Annotated in this window: 16 protein-coding genes; 3 read left to right on the top strand and 13 right to left on the bottom strand. The window is 69.1% G+C overall.

Annotated features, from left to right (window positions below):
* Positions 1 to 3 precede the first annotated feature (3 nt).
* The 13 genes from FHS44_RS22660 to FHS44_RS22600 all read right to left on the bottom strand — a co-directional run bounded on the left by FHS44_RS22660 (position 4) and on the right by FHS44_RS22600 (position 13,310).
* Positions 4 to 360: a hypothetical protein gene (locus tag FHS44_RS22660; protein ID WP_184717758.1), complete on the bottom strand. Its 357-nt coding sequence runs from the start codon at positions 358 to 360 to the stop codon at positions 4 to 6.
* Positions 357 to 1,805, bottom strand: a complete 1,449-nt coding sequence (locus FHS44_RS41865) for a PrsW family glutamic-type intramembrane protease (protein ID WP_184717756.1) — start codon at positions 1,803 to 1,805, stop codon at positions 357 to 359. The genes FHS44_RS22660 and FHS44_RS41865 overlap by 4 nt, the downstream gene beginning before the upstream one ends.
* Positions 1,802 to 2,047: a hypothetical protein gene (locus FHS44_RS22650; protein WP_184717754.1), complete on the bottom strand. Its 246-nt coding sequence runs from the start codon at positions 2,045 to 2,047 to the stop codon at positions 1,802 to 1,804. The genes FHS44_RS41865 and FHS44_RS22650 overlap by 4 nt, the downstream gene beginning before the upstream one ends.
* A 158-nt stretch (positions 2,048 to 2,205) precedes the next feature.
* Complete coding sequence (locus FHS44_RS22645; RefSeq protein ID WP_184717752.1) at positions 2,206 to 3,327, bottom strand: glycerate kinase; 1,122 nt, start codon at positions 3,325 to 3,327, stop codon at positions 2,206 to 2,208.
* A gap of 56 nt (positions 3,328 to 3,383) precedes the next feature.
* Complete coding sequence (locus FHS44_RS22640) at positions 3,384 to 4,244, bottom strand: fumarylacetoacetate hydrolase family protein (protein ID WP_184717750.1); 861 nt, start codon at positions 4,242 to 4,244, stop codon at positions 3,384 to 3,386.
* On the bottom strand, positions 4,241 to 5,119 hold the full coding sequence (locus FHS44_RS22635) for a beta-keto acid cleavage family enzyme (protein WP_184717748.1): 879 nt from the start codon (positions 5,117 to 5,119) through the stop codon (positions 4,241 to 4,243). The genes FHS44_RS22640 and FHS44_RS22635 overlap by 4 nt, the downstream gene beginning before the upstream one ends.
* Before the next feature lie 45 nt (positions 5,120 to 5,164).
* On the bottom strand, positions 5,165 to 6,187 hold the full coding sequence (locus tag FHS44_RS22630) for a Gfo/Idh/MocA family protein (RefSeq protein ID WP_184717746.1): 1,023 nt from the start codon (positions 6,185 to 6,187) through the stop codon (positions 5,165 to 5,167).
* Positions 6,184 to 7,062 (bottom strand): sugar phosphate isomerase/epimerase family protein, encoded by an 879-nt coding sequence (locus FHS44_RS22625; protein WP_184717744.1) that lies wholly within the window; start codon positions 7,060 to 7,062, stop codon positions 6,184 to 6,186. The genes FHS44_RS22630 and FHS44_RS22625 overlap by 4 nt, the downstream gene beginning before the upstream one ends.
* The gene (locus FHS44_RS22620) at positions 7,059 to 8,126 is read right to left on the bottom strand and encodes an alcohol dehydrogenase catalytic domain-containing protein (protein ID WP_184717742.1); all 1,068 of its coding nucleotides are present in this window, start codon (positions 8,124 to 8,126) and stop codon (positions 7,059 to 7,061) included. Before FHS44_RS22620 ends, FHS44_RS22625 begins: the two co-directional genes overlap by 4 nt.
* 8 nt (positions 8,127 to 8,134) lie before the next feature.
* Positions 8,135 to 9,151, bottom strand: a complete 1,017-nt coding sequence (locus tag FHS44_RS22615; protein ID WP_184717740.1) for an arginase family protein — start codon at positions 9,149 to 9,151, stop codon at positions 8,135 to 8,137.
* A complete protein-coding gene (locus FHS44_RS22610; protein WP_184717738.1) occupies positions 9,148 to 10,947 on the bottom strand; it encodes an ABC transporter permease in 1,800 nt (599 codons plus the stop codon). Before FHS44_RS22610 ends, FHS44_RS22615 begins: the two co-directional genes overlap by 4 nt.
* A gap of 45 nt (positions 10,948 to 10,992) precedes the next feature.
* On the bottom strand, positions 10,993 to 12,105 hold the full coding sequence (locus tag FHS44_RS22605) for an ABC transporter substrate-binding protein (RefSeq protein WP_184717736.1): 1,113 nt from the start codon (positions 12,103 to 12,105) through the stop codon (positions 10,993 to 10,995).
* Positions 12,106 to 12,173: 68 nt separating this feature from the next.
* Entirely contained in the window at positions 12,174 to 13,310 is a 1,137-nt protein-coding gene (locus FHS44_RS22600) for an ABC transporter ATP-binding protein (protein WP_184717734.1), read from the bottom strand.
* 279 nt (positions 13,311 to 13,589) lie between these two features.
* Between FHS44_RS22600 and FHS44_RS22595 the strand changes: the two genes are divergently transcribed.
* The 3 genes from FHS44_RS22595 to FHS44_RS22585 all read left to right on the top strand — a co-directional run bounded on the left by FHS44_RS22595 (position 13,590) and on the right by FHS44_RS22585 (position 16,381).
* Positions 13,590 to 14,351: an IclR family transcriptional regulator gene (locus tag FHS44_RS22595; RefSeq protein WP_184717732.1), complete on the top strand. Its 762-nt coding sequence runs from the start codon at positions 13,590 to 13,592 to the stop codon at positions 14,349 to 14,351.
* A gap of 6 nt (positions 14,352 to 14,357) precedes the next feature.
* Positions 14,358 to 14,738, top strand: a complete 381-nt coding sequence (locus tag FHS44_RS22590) for a hypothetical protein (protein ID WP_184717730.1) — start codon at positions 14,358 to 14,360, stop codon at positions 14,736 to 14,738.
* A 548-nt stretch (positions 14,739 to 15,286) separates the two neighbouring features.
* The gene (locus FHS44_RS22585; RefSeq protein ID WP_184717728.1) at positions 15,287 to 16,381 is read left to right on the top strand and encodes an endonuclease NucS domain-containing protein; all 1,095 of its coding nucleotides are present in this window, start codon (positions 15,287 to 15,289) and stop codon (positions 16,379 to 16,381) included.
* Positions 16,382 to 16,509 lie beyond the last annotated feature (128 nt).

The following is a 16,509-nucleotide window of genomic DNA, read 5'->3' as shown; positions in this document are numbered from 1 at the left end:
CGATCACCCACCGGAGGAGCGGGTCACGCCCGCCTCGTCCAGATAGCCGGACAGCGCCACGGTCGCCTGGCCCGCGAGTGACCCGGCGGCCCGCTCGCCCCGCCGGAAGGCGCGGGCACCGGCGACGAGCAGGGCCGTCACCGCCAGCGCGGCGACGACGGCGACCCCGGTCAGCGAGGTCGCGTTCGAGCACTCCGTCCGCCCCAGGCCGGGAGCGGACAGGTCGAAGGTGAGGGAGGGCCGGTAGCTGTAGCCGATGTCGCAGGCGTGGGCCTGCCGCGCGTCCAGCGGCAGCAGGAGGCAGCTCAGCAGCAGAGCCCCGAGGGCGACGCCCCTGTGACGCGAGAAGGAGCCCGTCATGGCGTCACCGCCGGGCCGGTCGCGGTCCTCGTCTTGAGCCGGATCACCTTCGCACGCAGCCTTTCTCCCTCACTCGCGCCCTCGTCCCGGCCGGATCGCCGGTGCTGCCAGTGCCAGGCGGCCAGGTCGAGCTGGGCCGTCTGCACCCGGCGCAGCGCCAGCGCGGCGTCACGTCCGTATCCACGCCAGGTGCTCACCACGGCCCACAACCGCAGCGCCGGATCGACCAAAAACGGCACCTCCCGCGTGGTGATCGCCCCACCGACCGTGGCTTCGGCCGCCACCGCCTCCCGCGCGGCCGCCGCCCTGGCCCGCACCCCGGTCCACAGCAGCGCCAGGACGAGCACGAAGAACGGCACCTGGACCACCAGCCACAGCGCCGGGGAGACCACCAGGGTGTCCAGCGGTCCGCCGGTCGGCAGGCTCTGCCTCGCGAGCTGGGAGAACCAGGCCGGGAGGATCTCGTGGGCCGCGGACCCACCGGCCGCCGCGAGCAGCCCCGCCCCGACGATGAGCACCCGCCGCCCACGCCCCCTGGTCTGTACGGCGAGGCCGACCGCGGCGCCGAGCAGCGCGCAGAAGGTGACGTGTCCCCCCAGCAGGCCGATCGACTGGCGGATCCAGTACTGGAAGCCGCCCGTCGCGCCGGTCACCCAGCTCAGCAGGCCGTAGACCTGGATGAGCGGGACGCTCTCGGTGAAGTTGTAGCCGAGGCCGATGGCCGCCCCGAGAACCAGGCCGCTCACGGCGTCGGTGACGCGGTGCCGGAACACGATCAGCGACAGCAGCACCCCGGCCACCGTGACCACCCCGACCACGACGCCCATGTGCACCACCAGCATGTCGAGCTCGCTCGGCGTGCCCAGGTAGCCGTCGATGACGCCGAGCGCCATGGCGTTGTAGACGCGGCTCAGGCCGAACACGATCAGCGCGCCCCAGCCGAAGGCCGCCAGCAGCATCCGCACGGGCAGCCGGGCGAAGCCCTGGCAGTGGTGCAGCAGCCACAGCACGAAGGCGCTGCTCGCGGCACAGGCCACGACCACCGGGAGGCTTGAGCCGAAGACGATCAGCATGACCAGCGAGACCAGCGCGAACGGCCCCAGCATGGCCGCCATGGTGGCCCACGTCAGGACGACCACCCGGCGTCCCCCGGCGAACCTGGCGTTCGCGGCCAGCGCCTGCAGGATCAGCCCCGTCACGATCCCCACCGCGACGGCGGCGAGGAGCCGGGGCGGGATGGAGAGCGTCTGGCCGAGCGAGTCCGACAGTTTCAACTGCCTCAGCACCGCCAGCACCGGTTCGTCGGGCTGTCGGCGGGGCCGTACCAGATCGAGCAGCAGGTAGACGAGGAAGACGCCGACCAGCAGCCGGACGATCAGGAGCGCCCGCCTTCTGCTCGCGTCGTCGCGGACGGAGCCTGAGGTGATCGACAGGTCATCGGTCATGGGGCCTTCTCCAGGACGAAGTCCGGAATGCGCAGGTCCGTAGGGAAATTCCGTGGAAAGGAGGAGGGTAATGGATTCTGCATGGCGGGAAATTGGGGTATTTCCGGCGTAGAAAGCCCCGTCAGGCTGACCACGATGGAGGCGACCAGCGCGAGAGCGCCGAAGGCGGCGCCGATCGTCACGAGCCTGACCTGCCGGGACGACACTTCTCCGGCCGTTTCTGCCGTGTTCTTCTCGTTCATGATTCCGCTGCCTCACGCGACTCGGAATTCGCTCATGGGGCGTACAGCCGCAGAGCGTATCGACGTCCACGGGAATCGAGAAGAGAAAAAGAAAACGGGGCCGACAGCGGACTTTATACCACCGGAAATTTCCCGTTAAATGCGTATCAAGCTGGCCCTCAGGGAACGAGGAACGCGGCTGCGAGGCGTTCGAGGAGGGGACCGGCCTCGGTCATGCAGCGGTGGGGGTCGGGTTCGATGTCGGTCAGCGCGTACGCCGCCTCGATGCCGACCGCCCTGAGTTCCTCGTCGCTCACCGAACGACGGCCGCAGACCGCCACAACCGGGACACCGTGCCTGGCGGCGGCCGCCGCGACGCCCATGGGGGCCTTGCCGCGCAGCGTCTGTTCGTCGATCGAACCCTCACCGGTGATCACCAGCCGGGCGCCTCTCACGTGCCGGTCGAAGTCCACCAGGTCCAGCAGGTAGCCGATGCCCGGCCGGATCTCCGCGTCGAGGAAGGCCAGCGCGCCGAACCCCACCCCGCCCGCGGCCCCCGCCCCCGGCCGCCCGGCCAGACCCGGTGCGTGTACGGCGAGCCGGGCCAGACCGGTCTCAAGCACGGCCACATCCTCGGGGGTCGCGCCCTTCTGCGGGCCGTAGACGGCCGCCGCGCCGTACGGGCCGAGGAGGGGGTTGTCCACGTCGCTCGCCACGACGACCTCGAAGCCGCGCAGTCTGCCGGAGGTGTCGATCGCGCGCAGGTCGCGCAGCGCGGCGCCGCCCTGCGGCAGGTCGTTCCCCGCCGCGTCCAGCAACCGCACGCCGAGGGCCTGGAGCATCCCGGCGCCGCCGTCGGTGCAGGCGCTGCCGCCGAGACCGAGCACGATCCGCCGCGCGCCGTGCCGTACGGCATGGGCGATGAGCTCACCGGTGCCGTGGCTCGTGGCGGTCAGCGGCGCGGGGGCGCTTCCCTCGGGCAGCCGCCGCAGGCCGGACGCCTCGGCCAGCTCGACCACCGCCACCCGGCCTTCGGGCTCGTCGCGTACGGCGTAGGCCGCCGTGACGCGGGTGCCGAGGGGGCCGGTCACCTCGGTCTCGACCCGGGTGAACCCGCTGGCGACCACCGCCTCCACGGTGCCGTCACCGCCGTCGGCGACCGGGAGCGGGACCACGGGCACCCGCCCGGCACCGGCGGCACGCAGCCCGGCGGCCACGTGGGCGGCCACCTCGGGGGCGGTCAGCGACCCACGGAACTTGTCCGGCGCGACGACGACCCGGCCCGCCGTACTGCCTGTCATGACTCTCCCGATCCGCGACGGGGCTCCTGGATCCTCCAGGAGCCCCGTCGCCCCCCTCATCGAATCTCTGACACCACGCGTACCCGGTTGGTGACGCCGCCGACGCCCTCGACGGTCACCGTCACCGTGTCACCATCCTTGACCAGCAGCGGAGGCTTGCGGGCGAAGCCCACGCCCGGCGGGGTGCCCGTCAGGATCAGGTCTCCCGGTTCGAGGGTCAGGTAGCGGGAGGCATAGGAGATGATCTCCGCGACGGAGAAGATCATCTTCTCCGTCGAGCCGTCTTGGACGACCTGGTCGTTGAGCCGGGTGACGATGCGCAGCGCCTGGGGGTCCGCGACGTCCCCGGCGAGCGTCACGACCGGCCCGACCGGGCAGAACCCGTCGGCGGATTTGCCGCGCAGCCACTGGCCGTCGGAGAACTGGGCGTCCCTGGCCGACAGGTCGTTGACCGCGACGTAGCCGAGGACGTGGCCGAGCGCCTCGTCCAGGGCGACGTTCCTCGCCCGGCGGCCGATCACGACGCCCAGTTCGCCCTCGTAGTCGAGCTCGCCGGACAGGTCCTGCGGCACCTCGACCACGGCGCCGTCCGCCCGCAGCGCGTTGGGGAACTTCGCGAACAGCAGCGGCCTGGCCGGAGGCTCGACCCCCGACTCCTCTGCGTGGTCGAGGTAGTTGAGCCCGACGCACAGGATCTTCGAGGGGTTCGCGACCGGGGCGAGGAGTTCGAGGTCGTCGACCGGGACGGTCTCTCCCCCCGCCTGGTCCAGCGCGCCGGTGTGCAGCGCCTCCCGCAGGACGTCGGCGGCGGGGTGACCGGACTCGGTCGCGAGCACCCTCGCCTTGTCCTGCTCGATCAGAACGAGCACGACCCGGTCACCGAGGCGAGCCCGCGCCAGCCCCCGGGTTGTCGTCACCTGCTCACCCCGGCGATGCTCCTGGCCTCCTCGATGTTCGCGATCGGGCGGCCGATCTGCTGGGCCATGTTGACCACGACCTCGACCAGTTCGGCGTTGCTGCGCGAGGGCTCGCCGCCGGGCAGGTAGGGGTTGTCCTCCCAGCCGACGCGGACGTGGCCGCCCAGCGCGATGGCCAGCGGCAGGAGCTGCCACTGCGCGACCGGGTCCATCACGCTGATGTTCCAGTTCGTGTTCGCCGGGAGGTGCTTGACCATGTACATGAGCGCGTCCGGGGTGGGGGGCGTCCACGCGCCGCCCTGCCAGCCGAAGAACAGGGTCGCCCAGGCCTTCTCCTTCAGCAGGCCCTGACGGCGGACGTACTCAAGGTTCCAGAACGCGCCGGTGTAGAAGCACTCGATCTCCGGCTTCACCCCGTGGGCCTCGGCCGCGGTGACGAACTCGACCAGCTCGTCCCTCGGGTGCAGCGAGTACATCTCGTTGGCCGGGTAGGCCGGGTCGGGCTGGAAGTACTCGTCGTGCACGTTGAAGGCGTAGGACATCATGTCGGGCTTGAGCGACATGAGTTCGACCTTCTCGGGGAGCCGGGCGCTGGCGATGCCGAACTGCATGATCGGATCGGTGCCCACGGTCCGGATCTTCTCGGTGAGGTTCTTCCAGCCGTCAAAGTCGATCTTGGACAGCTTCTTGCCGTCCTCCTGGATGGCATCCTCCAGGTAGTGGACACCGTGGTGGTGGCACAGCGTCGCGCCCGCGTTCACCGAGTCGATGTACTCCTGGCCGACCTTGTCGGTGTCCTCGATGGCCGGCATACCCTTGTAGCCGGGATAGGACATCGTGCTGTCAACCGTGACGGTGATGACGAGCGGGTCCATGGGGGTTTTCTCCTTTTATAAGCGGATTTATAGATAAAAAAGCGGTCAGAGCGTGACGGGCCGACCCGTGGCCACCGACTCGTAGGCGAGTTCGATGATCCGTACGGCATAGGCACCGTCGTCGGGCGCCACGGCGGTCGGCTCGTCCTTCGCGATCGAACGGGCGAAGCTCTCGATTCCGGCCGCGATCGAGGTGTACTTCCAGGTCGTCGGCTCGTAGGCCGTGCCCGGCAGCGACGTCCCCGCGTGGTCGCGCTTGCCGTGGAAGATCATGGCCGGGGGGTTCTGGTGCTGGTCCACGACGATGAGGCCCTCGGTGCCGTGCACCTCAAGGCGCTCGTTCCACGGTCCTCCCGAGGTGAAGGAGGATTCGACGGAGAAGAGGGCGCCGGAGCGCATCCGGCCGCACACGATCGACCAGTCCTCGACCTGGCTGACGTCCACGAGCCGGTCGGACAGGGCCCGCAGCGAGGCGACCTCGCCGAACATCCACTTCAGCAGGTAGAAGGAGTGGGCACCGGCGTCGATGATGGTGCCGCCGCCCGAGCCGTCCTGACGGCCCTTCCACAGCTTCGGGTTGCCGAGCCGTTCGAACTCGTTGCCGCTGATCAGGGTGCGGACGAGGGTCACGTCCCCGATCTCGCCCGCGTTGATCGCGTCGAGAGCGGCCTGGTAGGCGGGGATGAACCGGGTGTTCTCGTTGACCGTGAACCTGAGGCCCCTGTCGGCCGCGAGGGCGACGAGTTCACGGGCGTGCGCGGCGTCCACGGTCATGGGCTTCTCGATGAGGACGTGCTTGCCCGCCTCAAGGAACTCCCGCGCGACCCGGTAGTGCACGTTGTGCGGAAGCACGAGGTCCACGGCGTCGATCTCGTCGTCCTCAAGCAGCTCGCGGTAGTCGGTCGACGCCCGCGCGCCGAGGGACTGCGCCGTCCGCTCAGCCACGGACTGGTCGAGGTCGCAGACGACCGTGGCCTGGAGGCCGTCCGCCCGCTGGTAGGCGAGGTGGTGGGCGAGCTGGTAGATCTCGCCGAGTCCGACGACGCCGAAGCGTACCGGTGCGGTCACTGGTCAACGCCCCCTTCGAGACGTTCGCGAATGATGCGAAGGTTGTGGGTGAGCGACTGCGTCACCCGTGACTCGTGCCTGAAGACGGCAACCGACAGGACGCCGTCGAAGGCGACCTCGCGCAGGGCGTCGAACACCTCGTCCCAGTCGATGTCCCCCTGGCCGATGTCCAGGTGCTGGTGGTTACGCACCCCCGGGCTTCCCGGGTTGAGGAACGTACGGCCAGGCAGCAGCGTGTCGGCCAGGTGGACGTGGTCCATGGTGTCGCCCGCGTAGGTGATGATGTCGCGGTTGACGTGCTCGAAGTGGCCGCGCTCGTCCTCGACCCCGGTGAGGTAGTAGGTGTGCGGCACGCAGTGCAGGTAGGTCACGTTGTCGCTCTGCAGGCCCCGGATGAAGTCCACGGCCCCGATGCCCGACTCCAGCCAGTCGCCGGGGTGCGGTTCGAGCGCGAGCGTGATGCCCTCGGCCTCCGCCAGCGGCAGCACCTCCTCAAGGGAGCGGCGCATCGCGGCCTCCCCGGCCTGCGGGGCGCTCGGCCGTCCGGTGAACTCGGAGTTGATCCGGTCGCAGCCCAGGTCCACCGCCAGCTGGATCGTCTGCTTCCAGTAGCTGACGGCCGCCTGCCGGATGTCCTCCTCCGAGCTTCCCCACGCCTGCTCGATGAAGATGGACACGATCCCGACGCCGTGGGCCTTCGACGCCTGCGCGATCTCGGTGATCTTCGCCTTCGACGCGCGCCTGCCTCCGTAGCTCGGCATCACGTCGGGCCGTGGCGAGAGCTCCAGATACTCGAATCCCGCCTCCCTGACGGTCGAGAACACCGTGTCGATGGGGTGTGGACGCAGCATCCACGTGTCGGTCGCGATCTTCATCTCGTTCCTCGCTGGTCGTTGTGCGTGTGCGTGACGATGACCCGGCCCCGCGCCCTGCCGCTCCGAAGCCGGGCGAGTGCCTCGTTGACGCGGTCGAGGGGATACTCCTCGTCCAGCGCCGGGGTGATGACGCCCTCGGCGAGCAGCCGCAGCGCGTCCTCCTGGTCACTCCTGTCGCCGTTGCGCGAGCCGACGATCTCCAGCTCGCGCTGGGCGAGAACCGTCGAGCTGATGCCGGGGAAGTCGGGTTCCTCACCGACCACGACGATCCGGCCCCTGCGGCGGACGTACTCGGCGGCGTCGGCCATGGACGCCGTCGTCCCCACCAGGTCGATCACCAGGTCGGCACCATCGGTGGGCCCCTCGTCACCGGCCCGCGACCCGGCCCAGGCGCGCAGCACGGACGCGCGGTCAACCGCGCCCGCCGACGCGGTGTGCTCCGCCCCGTTCCGTACGGCGAGCGCCAGGTTCTCCTCCACGACGTCAACGGCGGCGGCCGAGATCCCGGCACCGGCGAGGAGCTGGAGGATGATCTGCCCGATGCCCCCGGCGCCGATCACGACCGCGGTCCGCACCGGCGTCACCGTGCCGCGCCGGTAGGCGTGCAGCGCCGTGACGACCGCGCAGCTCGACAGCCCCGCGATCCGGGGGTCGAGCCCCTCGGGAACCCTCAGGAGGTTGCGCGCCGGGGCGGCGAAGTACTCGGCGAAGCCCCCGGGCAGCGTCACCCCGATGATGCCCCGCAGGTGCAGCGCCTGCGCGTCAGCCCCCGCCCTGGTGAAGCGGCACTGCTCGTCGGCGACGAACAGGTGGGGCACGACCACGTCGCCGACCTCGATCCCGGAGACGTCGGGACCGCGTTCGACCACGACACCGGCGGGCTCGTGGCCCATGATGTGCGGCAGTCCGGGCACGTAGGCCAAACCGTCCTGGATGTGGAGGTCTGTCCGGCACACCCCGCTGGACAGCGTCCGTACCAGAACCTCGTCGGGCCCGATCGCGGGCACGGGGACCTCGCGGACCTCCAGCGGCCCGCCGATCCGGGTCAGGAGCGCGGCGCGCATGGTGGCACTCACCGCCACCGCTCGGCCCACCCCTCGAAGAAGGCGTTCGCGACCTCGGCTGTCGAGTCGTAGTAGCCGTAGCACCCCTCGGTCGTCACCAGGGTCGGCAGGCGCAGCTCCGCGATACGGCGGCCGAGGACGCCGAAGTCCTCGACGTCGAGACGGAGCAGCCCGAACCCCTGCTCCCGGTGCGCGTCGTAGCCCAGCGCCAGGACGAGATAGTCGGGCTCGAAGCGGCGGATCGCCCCAAGCGCCGTCTCGAACGCGGGCAGGTAGGCGTCGAACCCCGAACCGGTCGGCAGCGGCAGGTTGAGGTTGCCGCCGGGCGCGCCGGGGCCACCGGTCTCCTCGGCGAACCCGGCGACGTGCGGCCAGCCCTCGGCGTGGATCGAGACGGTCAGGACGGACGGGTCGTCGTAGAACACGGCCTGGGTTCCGTTGCCGTGGTCCTGGTCGATGTCGAGCACCGCGACCCGGCCATTACGGGAGAGTTCACGGGCCGCGATGGCGGCGTTGGCGAACACGCACAGCCCACCGCCCACGGTCGGCAGGGCGTGGTGGCCCGGAGGCCGGGAGGGCACGAGCACCAGCCCCGGCGCCGACCGGTCGGCCTGGGCGAGCCTGCGCGCCCCCTGCTGGGAGGCCGCCGCGCTGAGCAGCGCCCCCTCGCACACCGAGGGCGTGGCCTGGGTGATCTCGTCGAAGAAGTACTGGATGTGCCGTCCCACGAAGGTGCGCGGCTCGGAGACCTTCAGCGCGGGGACCGCGATGACGTTCAGCGGGAACTTCGTCGATCCCTCGGCCCGCCCGCTGCCCTCCTTGACGAACTCGACGTAGTCGGGACTGTGCACGGTCAGCGCCGCCGTACCGCCGTCCGGTTCCGGCGCGAGCCGCTCCGCGTCCGGGAACGACCTGCGGAAGGCCGCCAGCGTGGCCGTGACCGAGGTCGGGTAGACGATGCCGGGAAACTCCTGGTTCTCGACATAGGGGGAGGTCATCTCCGCGATGACCGAGGGGGTGTTCATGATGCTCCCATTCGGCTCAGCGCCACCCGTACGGCGCGCACAAGCCAGGCCGTGACGAACCTGAGGACTACCGCGATCACCCCTGCGCCGAGCAGGACGACGGCGACCACGGCTGTCCTCGGGCTCACTTCGAGTTTGATGTCCTGGAACATCCGCAGCGGCAGCGTCACCGCCGTGGGCCCGGACATGAAGGTCGCGACGACGACGTCGTCGAACGCGGCGAGGAAGGCGAAGACGAAGCCGCTGACCAGCGCCGGGCGCAGCGCGGGCAGCAGCACGTGCCTGAGCACGGACAGCGGTCCGGCGCCCAGGCTGCGCGCCGCGTTCTCCAGCCGCACGTCGAGGTTGCGCAGCGCCGCCGCCGTGATCGACACCGCGAAGGGCAGCCCCAGCACCACGTACGGCAGGACCAGGCCCAGCCGGGTCCCGACGAGGCCGTGCGGCGCCACGAGCACGAAGAATCCGAGGCTGTAGATCATCGGAGGGACGATCATCGGCATCGCGACCAGGACCGCGACCGGCACCCGCGAGCGCCGCGGACCCCGTACGAGACCGAAGGCCCCGAGACCGCCGATGACGACGCCGATCGCGGCGGACGCGGAGGCGATGCCCAGGCTGAGGAGCGTGGAGTCGATCCACGCGTCGTCGGCGAAGTAGTCGGCGAACCACCGGGTGGAGTACGCCTCCGGCGGGAAGATCAGGTAGGTCGCGTCGCTGAAGGACCAGATGGCCACCACGACCAGCGGCGTGACGAGCAGCGCGGCGCCCACGACCCAGCCGCCGACCAGGATCGGCAGCCGCAGCCGTCCCACGACGTCGAGAACGGTGTCGAGGACGCGCGCACGCAGGTCAAGGAGGCGCTCGTGCCGTACATGCCGCTCCGCGGAACCACGACGGGCGGGCGCGGTGGTGCCCCCGATGGACAGCGACGGCGCGAGATAGCGGAACAGGACGACGAAGAGCAGCAGGACGATCAGCAGGAGCAGTACGGCCTGCGCCGCGGCCCCCGCCGGATCGACCAGGTTGGAGAACTGCACCAGGATGGACTGCGCGATGAGCGTGTCACCGGGCCCACCGAGCAACGCGGGCGTCACGTAGAAGCCGAGCGTGCTGATGAAGACCAGGGCCGCCGACGCCAGGACCGCCGAGGAGGTGGCGGGCCGGTACACGTGCCAGTGCGCGACCGCGGGCGAGGCCCCCATGCTCTGGGCGGCGCGTACGGCGGCGCGGTCGATGCCGCTCATCACGCTGTAGATCGGCAGCAGCGCCAGCGGCAGCAGGATCTGCACGGTTCCGATCAGCATGCCGGTCTGGTTGAACACCAGGTCGGGAGGGTTGTCGACGCCCACCAGCGCGAGCGTCCTGGCCACCAGCCCGTTCGGCGCGAGGATCGCGATCCACGCGTAGGAGCGGATCAGGATGCTCGTGAAGTACGGCACGAGCACCACGACCATCAGCGCGCCGCGCAGGCGCCGGGGCACCCGGGTGAGCGCGTAGGCCATGCAGTACCCGAGGACGACACAGATGCCGGTCGAGAGCGCGGCGATGACCAGGGTCCTGCGCATCGCCCGCCAGAAGACCGGCGAGGTCACCTGCTCGTGGTAGTTCTCCAGGGTGAATCCCTGCCCGCCGCGGAAGCTGTCGGCCAGCAGTGAGCACAGCGGGACGACGAACAGCAGGATCAGGACGGCGAGGAGCGGCACGAGGGTGAGCCACCGGCGATCCGGCCTGTGCCGTGCGCTGACGGCGCTGGCCGGATCACCGGTGAACCGCTCCTGGGAGCTGTCGACCGACATGGATCTCCTAGGTCGAGGTCGTCTCGGTCGCGGACGGACCGTGGGCTACTTGGAGGCCCACGTCTGCCAGCGCTCGATGGCGACTTCCTCATTGGTCTTGGTCGTCCCGGGGGCGGGCGAGGTCCACCAGGCGTAGTCCTGGGTCACGGCGGAGGCGACGTTCTTCGGCGAGGTCGGCAGCAGGGCGGCGCGCTCCTCGGGAAGGAGGTCGAAGGCCGCCGAGTTCGCGGGCGAGTAGGTGATCGCCTTCGCGAACTCCGCCTGGGGCTGCGCCTCCATCATGAAGGCCAGGAGCTTCTGGGCGTTCCCGGCGTTCTTGGCGCCCTTGAGGATCGCCCAGTTGTCGTACTGGAGGATCGACTGGTTCCACGTGCTGGCGACCGGGACTCCCTTGTCCTGGGCACCGGCGACGCGGCCGTTCCACGCGCTGGCGACCGTCACCTGACCACCGGTGAGCAACTGGATGGGCTCGGCGCCGGTCTCCCAGTACTTGACGAGGTTCGGCTTGAGCTTGTCCAGGCTCGCGAACACCCGGTCGTAGTCGATGGGGTAGAGGTTCTTGGGGTCCACGCCGTCGGCCAGCGCCGCGATCTCGAACGTCGCGCCACCGGCGCCCCACGAGCCCGGGGCGAGGGTCCGCTTGCCGGGGAACTTCCCGACGTTCCAGAAGTCCGCCCAGGAGGTCAGCGCCTGTCCGCCGAGCTTGGCCGTACTCCACGCCGGGACGACGGAGATGTAGTAGGCGGGCACCGCGTCGTCGGCGGCCTTCACCGGGGAGATCTTGTCGCGGTCGCCGGCCTTCCACAGCGTGTAGTCGACCGGTTCGAGCGCGGCGCCGTCGCGGAAGCGCTGGAGCACGGCGCCGTTGATGTTCACCAGGTCGAAGGCGGGGGCACCGGCCTTGACGCCCGTGAGCACCACGGCGGCGTCGAACTCACCGGGGCTGAGCACGACGTCGATGCCCGTCTGCTTCTCGAACGGGTCGAAGAACGCCTGCTTCATCGCCTTGCCCAGGTCACCACCGGGGTCGGGGACGACGACCGTGCCCGCGGAGGAGGCCCCCGCCGCTTCGTCGCCGCCACCTCCACAGGCGGCCGTCGTGAGCAGGGCTCCGGCCGTCACCACCGCCCCCAGCACGGTCTTCCGGGAAATCCTCATCAGCCGAACCTTTCTGTCGTGCAAATCTCTGACGCGTGTCGCCACGACGTCACGAAGAGGGGCGGGTCTCAGCCCGCGACGTGGTAGCCCCGCGCGGCATGGGTCTCCCAGTGGACGGCGACCCGGTCGCCGACGGCCCATCGGGTCTCCCGGACGTTCTTGAGCGACAGGCGCGCGTTCAGGCTCCCGAGCGCCGTCTCGACGACGTGCAGGGCGGTGGCGCCCTCGTAGAGCACCTCGCTCACGGTGCCCGGTACGGCCAGCGGGTCGGCGCCCTCGACGGGCAGCAGCGAGACCTGCTCGGGACGCACCCCGACCTCGACGCCCCGGTCGGGCCTGAGCGCCGCGTCGTTGTCCACCTCACGGCGGTTCCCGGAGGGGTCGCCGTCGAGGACGACCCGGACCCGGCCGTCGGCGTCGAGGACGGAACGGCCACGGAAGAAGTTGGTCTCCCCGACGAAGTCGGCCACGAAGGCGCTCGCGGGTCTCTCGTACAGGTCGGTCGGCGTGCCGAGCTGCTCGACGGCGCCGTCGTTCATCACCGCGACGCGGTCGGCCATCGTGAGCGCCTCGCCCTGGTCGTGGGTGACGTAGATGACGGTCGCGCCGAGGCTGCGCTGCAGGCGTTTGATCTCCACGCGCATGTGCTCGCGCAGGCGCTTGTCGAGCGCGCCGAGCGGCTCGTCCATGAGGAGCAGCGCGGGACGGAACACGATGGCGCGGGCGAGCGCGACCCGCTGCTGCTGGCCGCCGGAGAGCTGGTCGGGGAAGCGGGTCCCGTAGTCCTCAAGCTTGACCATCTCCAGGGCGTTCTGGATGTGGCCGCGCTGTTCCCGCAGCGGCATCCGCCGCATCCGTAGCGGGAAGCCGACGTTCTGGGCGACGGTCATGTGCTTGAACAGCGCGTAGTGCTGGAACACGACGCCGATCCCACGCCTGTGCGGCGCCAGCCGCGCGACGTCCCTGCCGTTGATCCGGATCGCGCCACTCGTCGGCTTCTCGAAGCCGGTGAGCATGTTGAGCAGCGTCGTCTTCCCCGCACCGGAGGGACCCAGAATCGCCAGGAACTCACCGCGGCGGATGTTCAGCGAGACACCACGTACCGCCTCGACGGCCCCGTACTTCTTCTTCAGGCCGTCCAGCTCAACCTCACCGCCCGTCGCGACCTGGTCGACGACCTGGACGCCCTCCGACACCTCGGACATCCTCAACTCCTCGGTAAAGTTGCAATCAATGCAACGCGTATGGCTGACGAACATAGGCAGGCCCGGAAGGCGTGTCAAGGGGTCCACCAGCGACGAAGTAGACATTCCTGGTGGTGTGGACCGATCCAGGCGAGGAGACAGACGCTTCCTTGGCCCAACACGAGCGTGCTATGTTGTCGGCAACGCAACACACCTCAGTGCCTGGCACATCCCCAGCCGCACTGAGAAGATTCCGAGAAGACGGTCAGTCCAGGATCTTGGTAAGGAGAGAATTTCTCTATGCCAGACACATCACGGGACAACAGCGACCTCGGGAGCATGTCGCACATCAGGCGCGGTCTCATGGTTCTTGAGCAACTGGCCACCAAGTCTGCGACGGCGGCCGAGGTGGGGCGGTTGGTCAACGTGAACCGCAGCAGCGCGCTGCGGATACTCGGCGATCTCGTGGACGCCGGCTACGTCGCCCGCGACGACGCCACCAAGGAGTTCACCATCCGCCCGGAGCGGTTCTACGGGCTGATCGTCAACCACCCCGCCCACGAACAGCTGATAGAGAAGGTCGGGCCGCTGCTCAAGCGGCTGACCGGCGAGACCGGCGAGGCCTCACTCTTCGCCGCCCCCGCCAGCGGCAACATGGTCTACGTCCAGTACCAGCCCTCGTCGGAGGTCCTGACCCTCCGCGAACGGCTCGGCACCGTACGGCCCATCCACTGCTCGGCGGTCGGCAGGGCCTACCTCCTGACATTTGACGACATCGCCCTCGACGAGGTCCTCGGCACCCTGAACTACTCGGGCGGCACGGACCGCGCCGCCAAGGGGCCGCTCGAACTGCGCCAACGGGTCGAGGAGGCCCGGGTCACCGGCTACGCCCTCGACATCGACGAGACCCTCGTCGGCGCCTCCTGCGTCGCGGCCCCGCTGAACAACAACGGCAGGTGCATCGGCTCGATCGCCCTGTCCGGCCCCACCTCCCGCATGCCCAAGGACCGCCTCACGGAACTCGGCGCCTTCCTGGTCAACGAGATCACGAACACGTTCTGATCACGGATGCTCCTGAGATCCGCGCTGTCCCTTCTGCTGGCTCTCGCACTCGTCACCGGCTGCGGGACCGGGCCCGGAGCCTCTGCGCCGGTCCAGGGACGCTGGTGGAACTGGGCGTACTCGGGGGACGAGCGCACCAGCCTGGTGAGGGACACGAGCGGAAGGTTCTGCACCAGGAACCAGCCGCGGGACGTGTGGTTCTTCGGCGGTACGGCGGTCCCCCAGGAACGGCCGATCGTGTCCCCACCGGTGAACCGGGTCTCCCCCGCGGTCCAGTGCCGAACTTTCATGGCCGCCGCAAAGGGCGGCACCGCCCTCGACGGCCAACCGGTCGCGCCGGAACACCTTGAGGACGACGTCGTCGTCAACCGCTTGACGTTCCAGTAGACGCTGCGAGCCCGGTCACCGACCTTGGGAGCGGCAGCGTCAGCGGATGGACGCCGTACTCAGACAGTTCGGTCACCGAGCCGGAGCGCCCCACCGACATTGCCCAGGCGACCCCATCGGAGTAGTCGCCCCCGAACCACCATCTCTGTAGTCCGCGCTGCCGCTCATCCGTTCGCCAGTACCGCAGACCTTGCCTCATCCCGATACAGCCCTCCTATTTTTTGACATGACTGATATGACACTTCTAGTACGCCTTAAATTGAAATCCCTCTTATACGCATAGCAAATATCCAACTTCACCACGTAACCTTGGTCGGGCTCATCGGGAGCAGTCGGCCTATCGGCATGCAGAGCGCGACAAGGCCAACCTCGACATCACACGACCGAAGGACCTGGCACTGGAGGACACCGATTCGCTGCCGTCTCCCGAGGAGATCGCTGAAGGCCTGGAGGCCGCGCCCGGTGAGTTCGCCGCGATCGCCGAGGTGCTGCAACGGTCGCGAACGAGGCCTGCCGAATTGTAAATCTCCCGGACGAAGGGACTCCGCATGGCGTACGAGGTGGGACTCTGGCGGATCGGCGGGAGCGGTGAACCCGTTCGTGTCACCTCCGGTGCGATTCCACTGGAATCACAGCTGGAAACGCTGATCGCGCAGGACCCCACGATTCTGGGCGAACCGCTGATGATCATCGGTAGGCAGGTCCCCACGGATTTCGGCGGATTCGTCGACCTGCTGGGGATCGACGGCGACGGCACGCTTCACGTCCTTGAGTTGAAGCGTGGCCGTACGCCACGGGAGGTCGTGGCTCAGATCCTCGACTACGCCTCATGGGTCAAGAACCTGAGCCACGATGACGTCCTGGCCATCTACGGCGCGTCCCGCCAGGAGTCTCCCTTCGAGACGGCGTTCTCCGCCCTGTTCGGCGTCAGTCCTCCGGACGAGCTCAACACCGACCACCGGTTGACGATCGTGGCCCACGACGCCGATCCCGCCACCGAACGCATCGTGGGTTACCTCAGCTCGTTCGCGGTCCCGGTCAACGTCGCGTTCTTCCGATACTTCGAAGACGAGGGCCGTCGATACCTGGCACGTACGTGGCTGATCGACGAGACCAAGCCATCGCGTACGGCCTCTGTCCAGAGGCGAAGCGGCACCAAGGAGACATGGAACGGCCAGGACTGGTACGTGGCCCTGGGCGAAGACGAGACCCGCGCCTGGGACGACGCACGCAAGTATGGATTCGTCTCCGCCGGAGGCGGAACCTGGTTCTCCAGAACCCTCATCAGCCTGCCCAGTGGAGCACGTATCTTCACGCACATTCCGAAGGCCGGATATGTCGGCGTTGGCACGGTCACCGGTGAGGCCCGTCCCGCGCACGAAGCGATCTTGGAGATTGACGGAGAGCTGCGCCGGTTCACCGACCTCGAACTCAAGGGAAGCTACCGGCACAAGGGCGACGAGCACGATGAGACGCTGGCGGAGTACATCGTTCCCGTCACATGGATCCAGACGGTTCCCCGCGACAGTGCCCGCTGGGCCCAGGGGATGTTCGCCAATCAGAACAGCGCCTGCAAGCTACGCAACAAATTCACGCTGGACCATCTCTACAAGGAGTTCAACCTGACTGACCTGGAAGGCTGATCAGCTTTCTGTTCCTTGCCCCGCACTCGAAGGTTCCCCGAGTTCCCACGCTCGTATTCCGATCGTCGTCTCGCCCGGATCGGAACGCGCTGGACAGGGAACAGGAGCTGTCTCGGGCGAGGGGCGTC

Origin of the sequence: Streptosporangium saharense, from assembly GCF_014203715.1 — a bacterium.
GTDB lineage: Bacteria > Actinomycetota > Actinomycetes > Streptosporangiales > Streptosporangiaceae > Streptosporangium > Streptosporangium saharense.
This window is presented reverse-complemented; position numbering and strand designations above follow the sequence as displayed.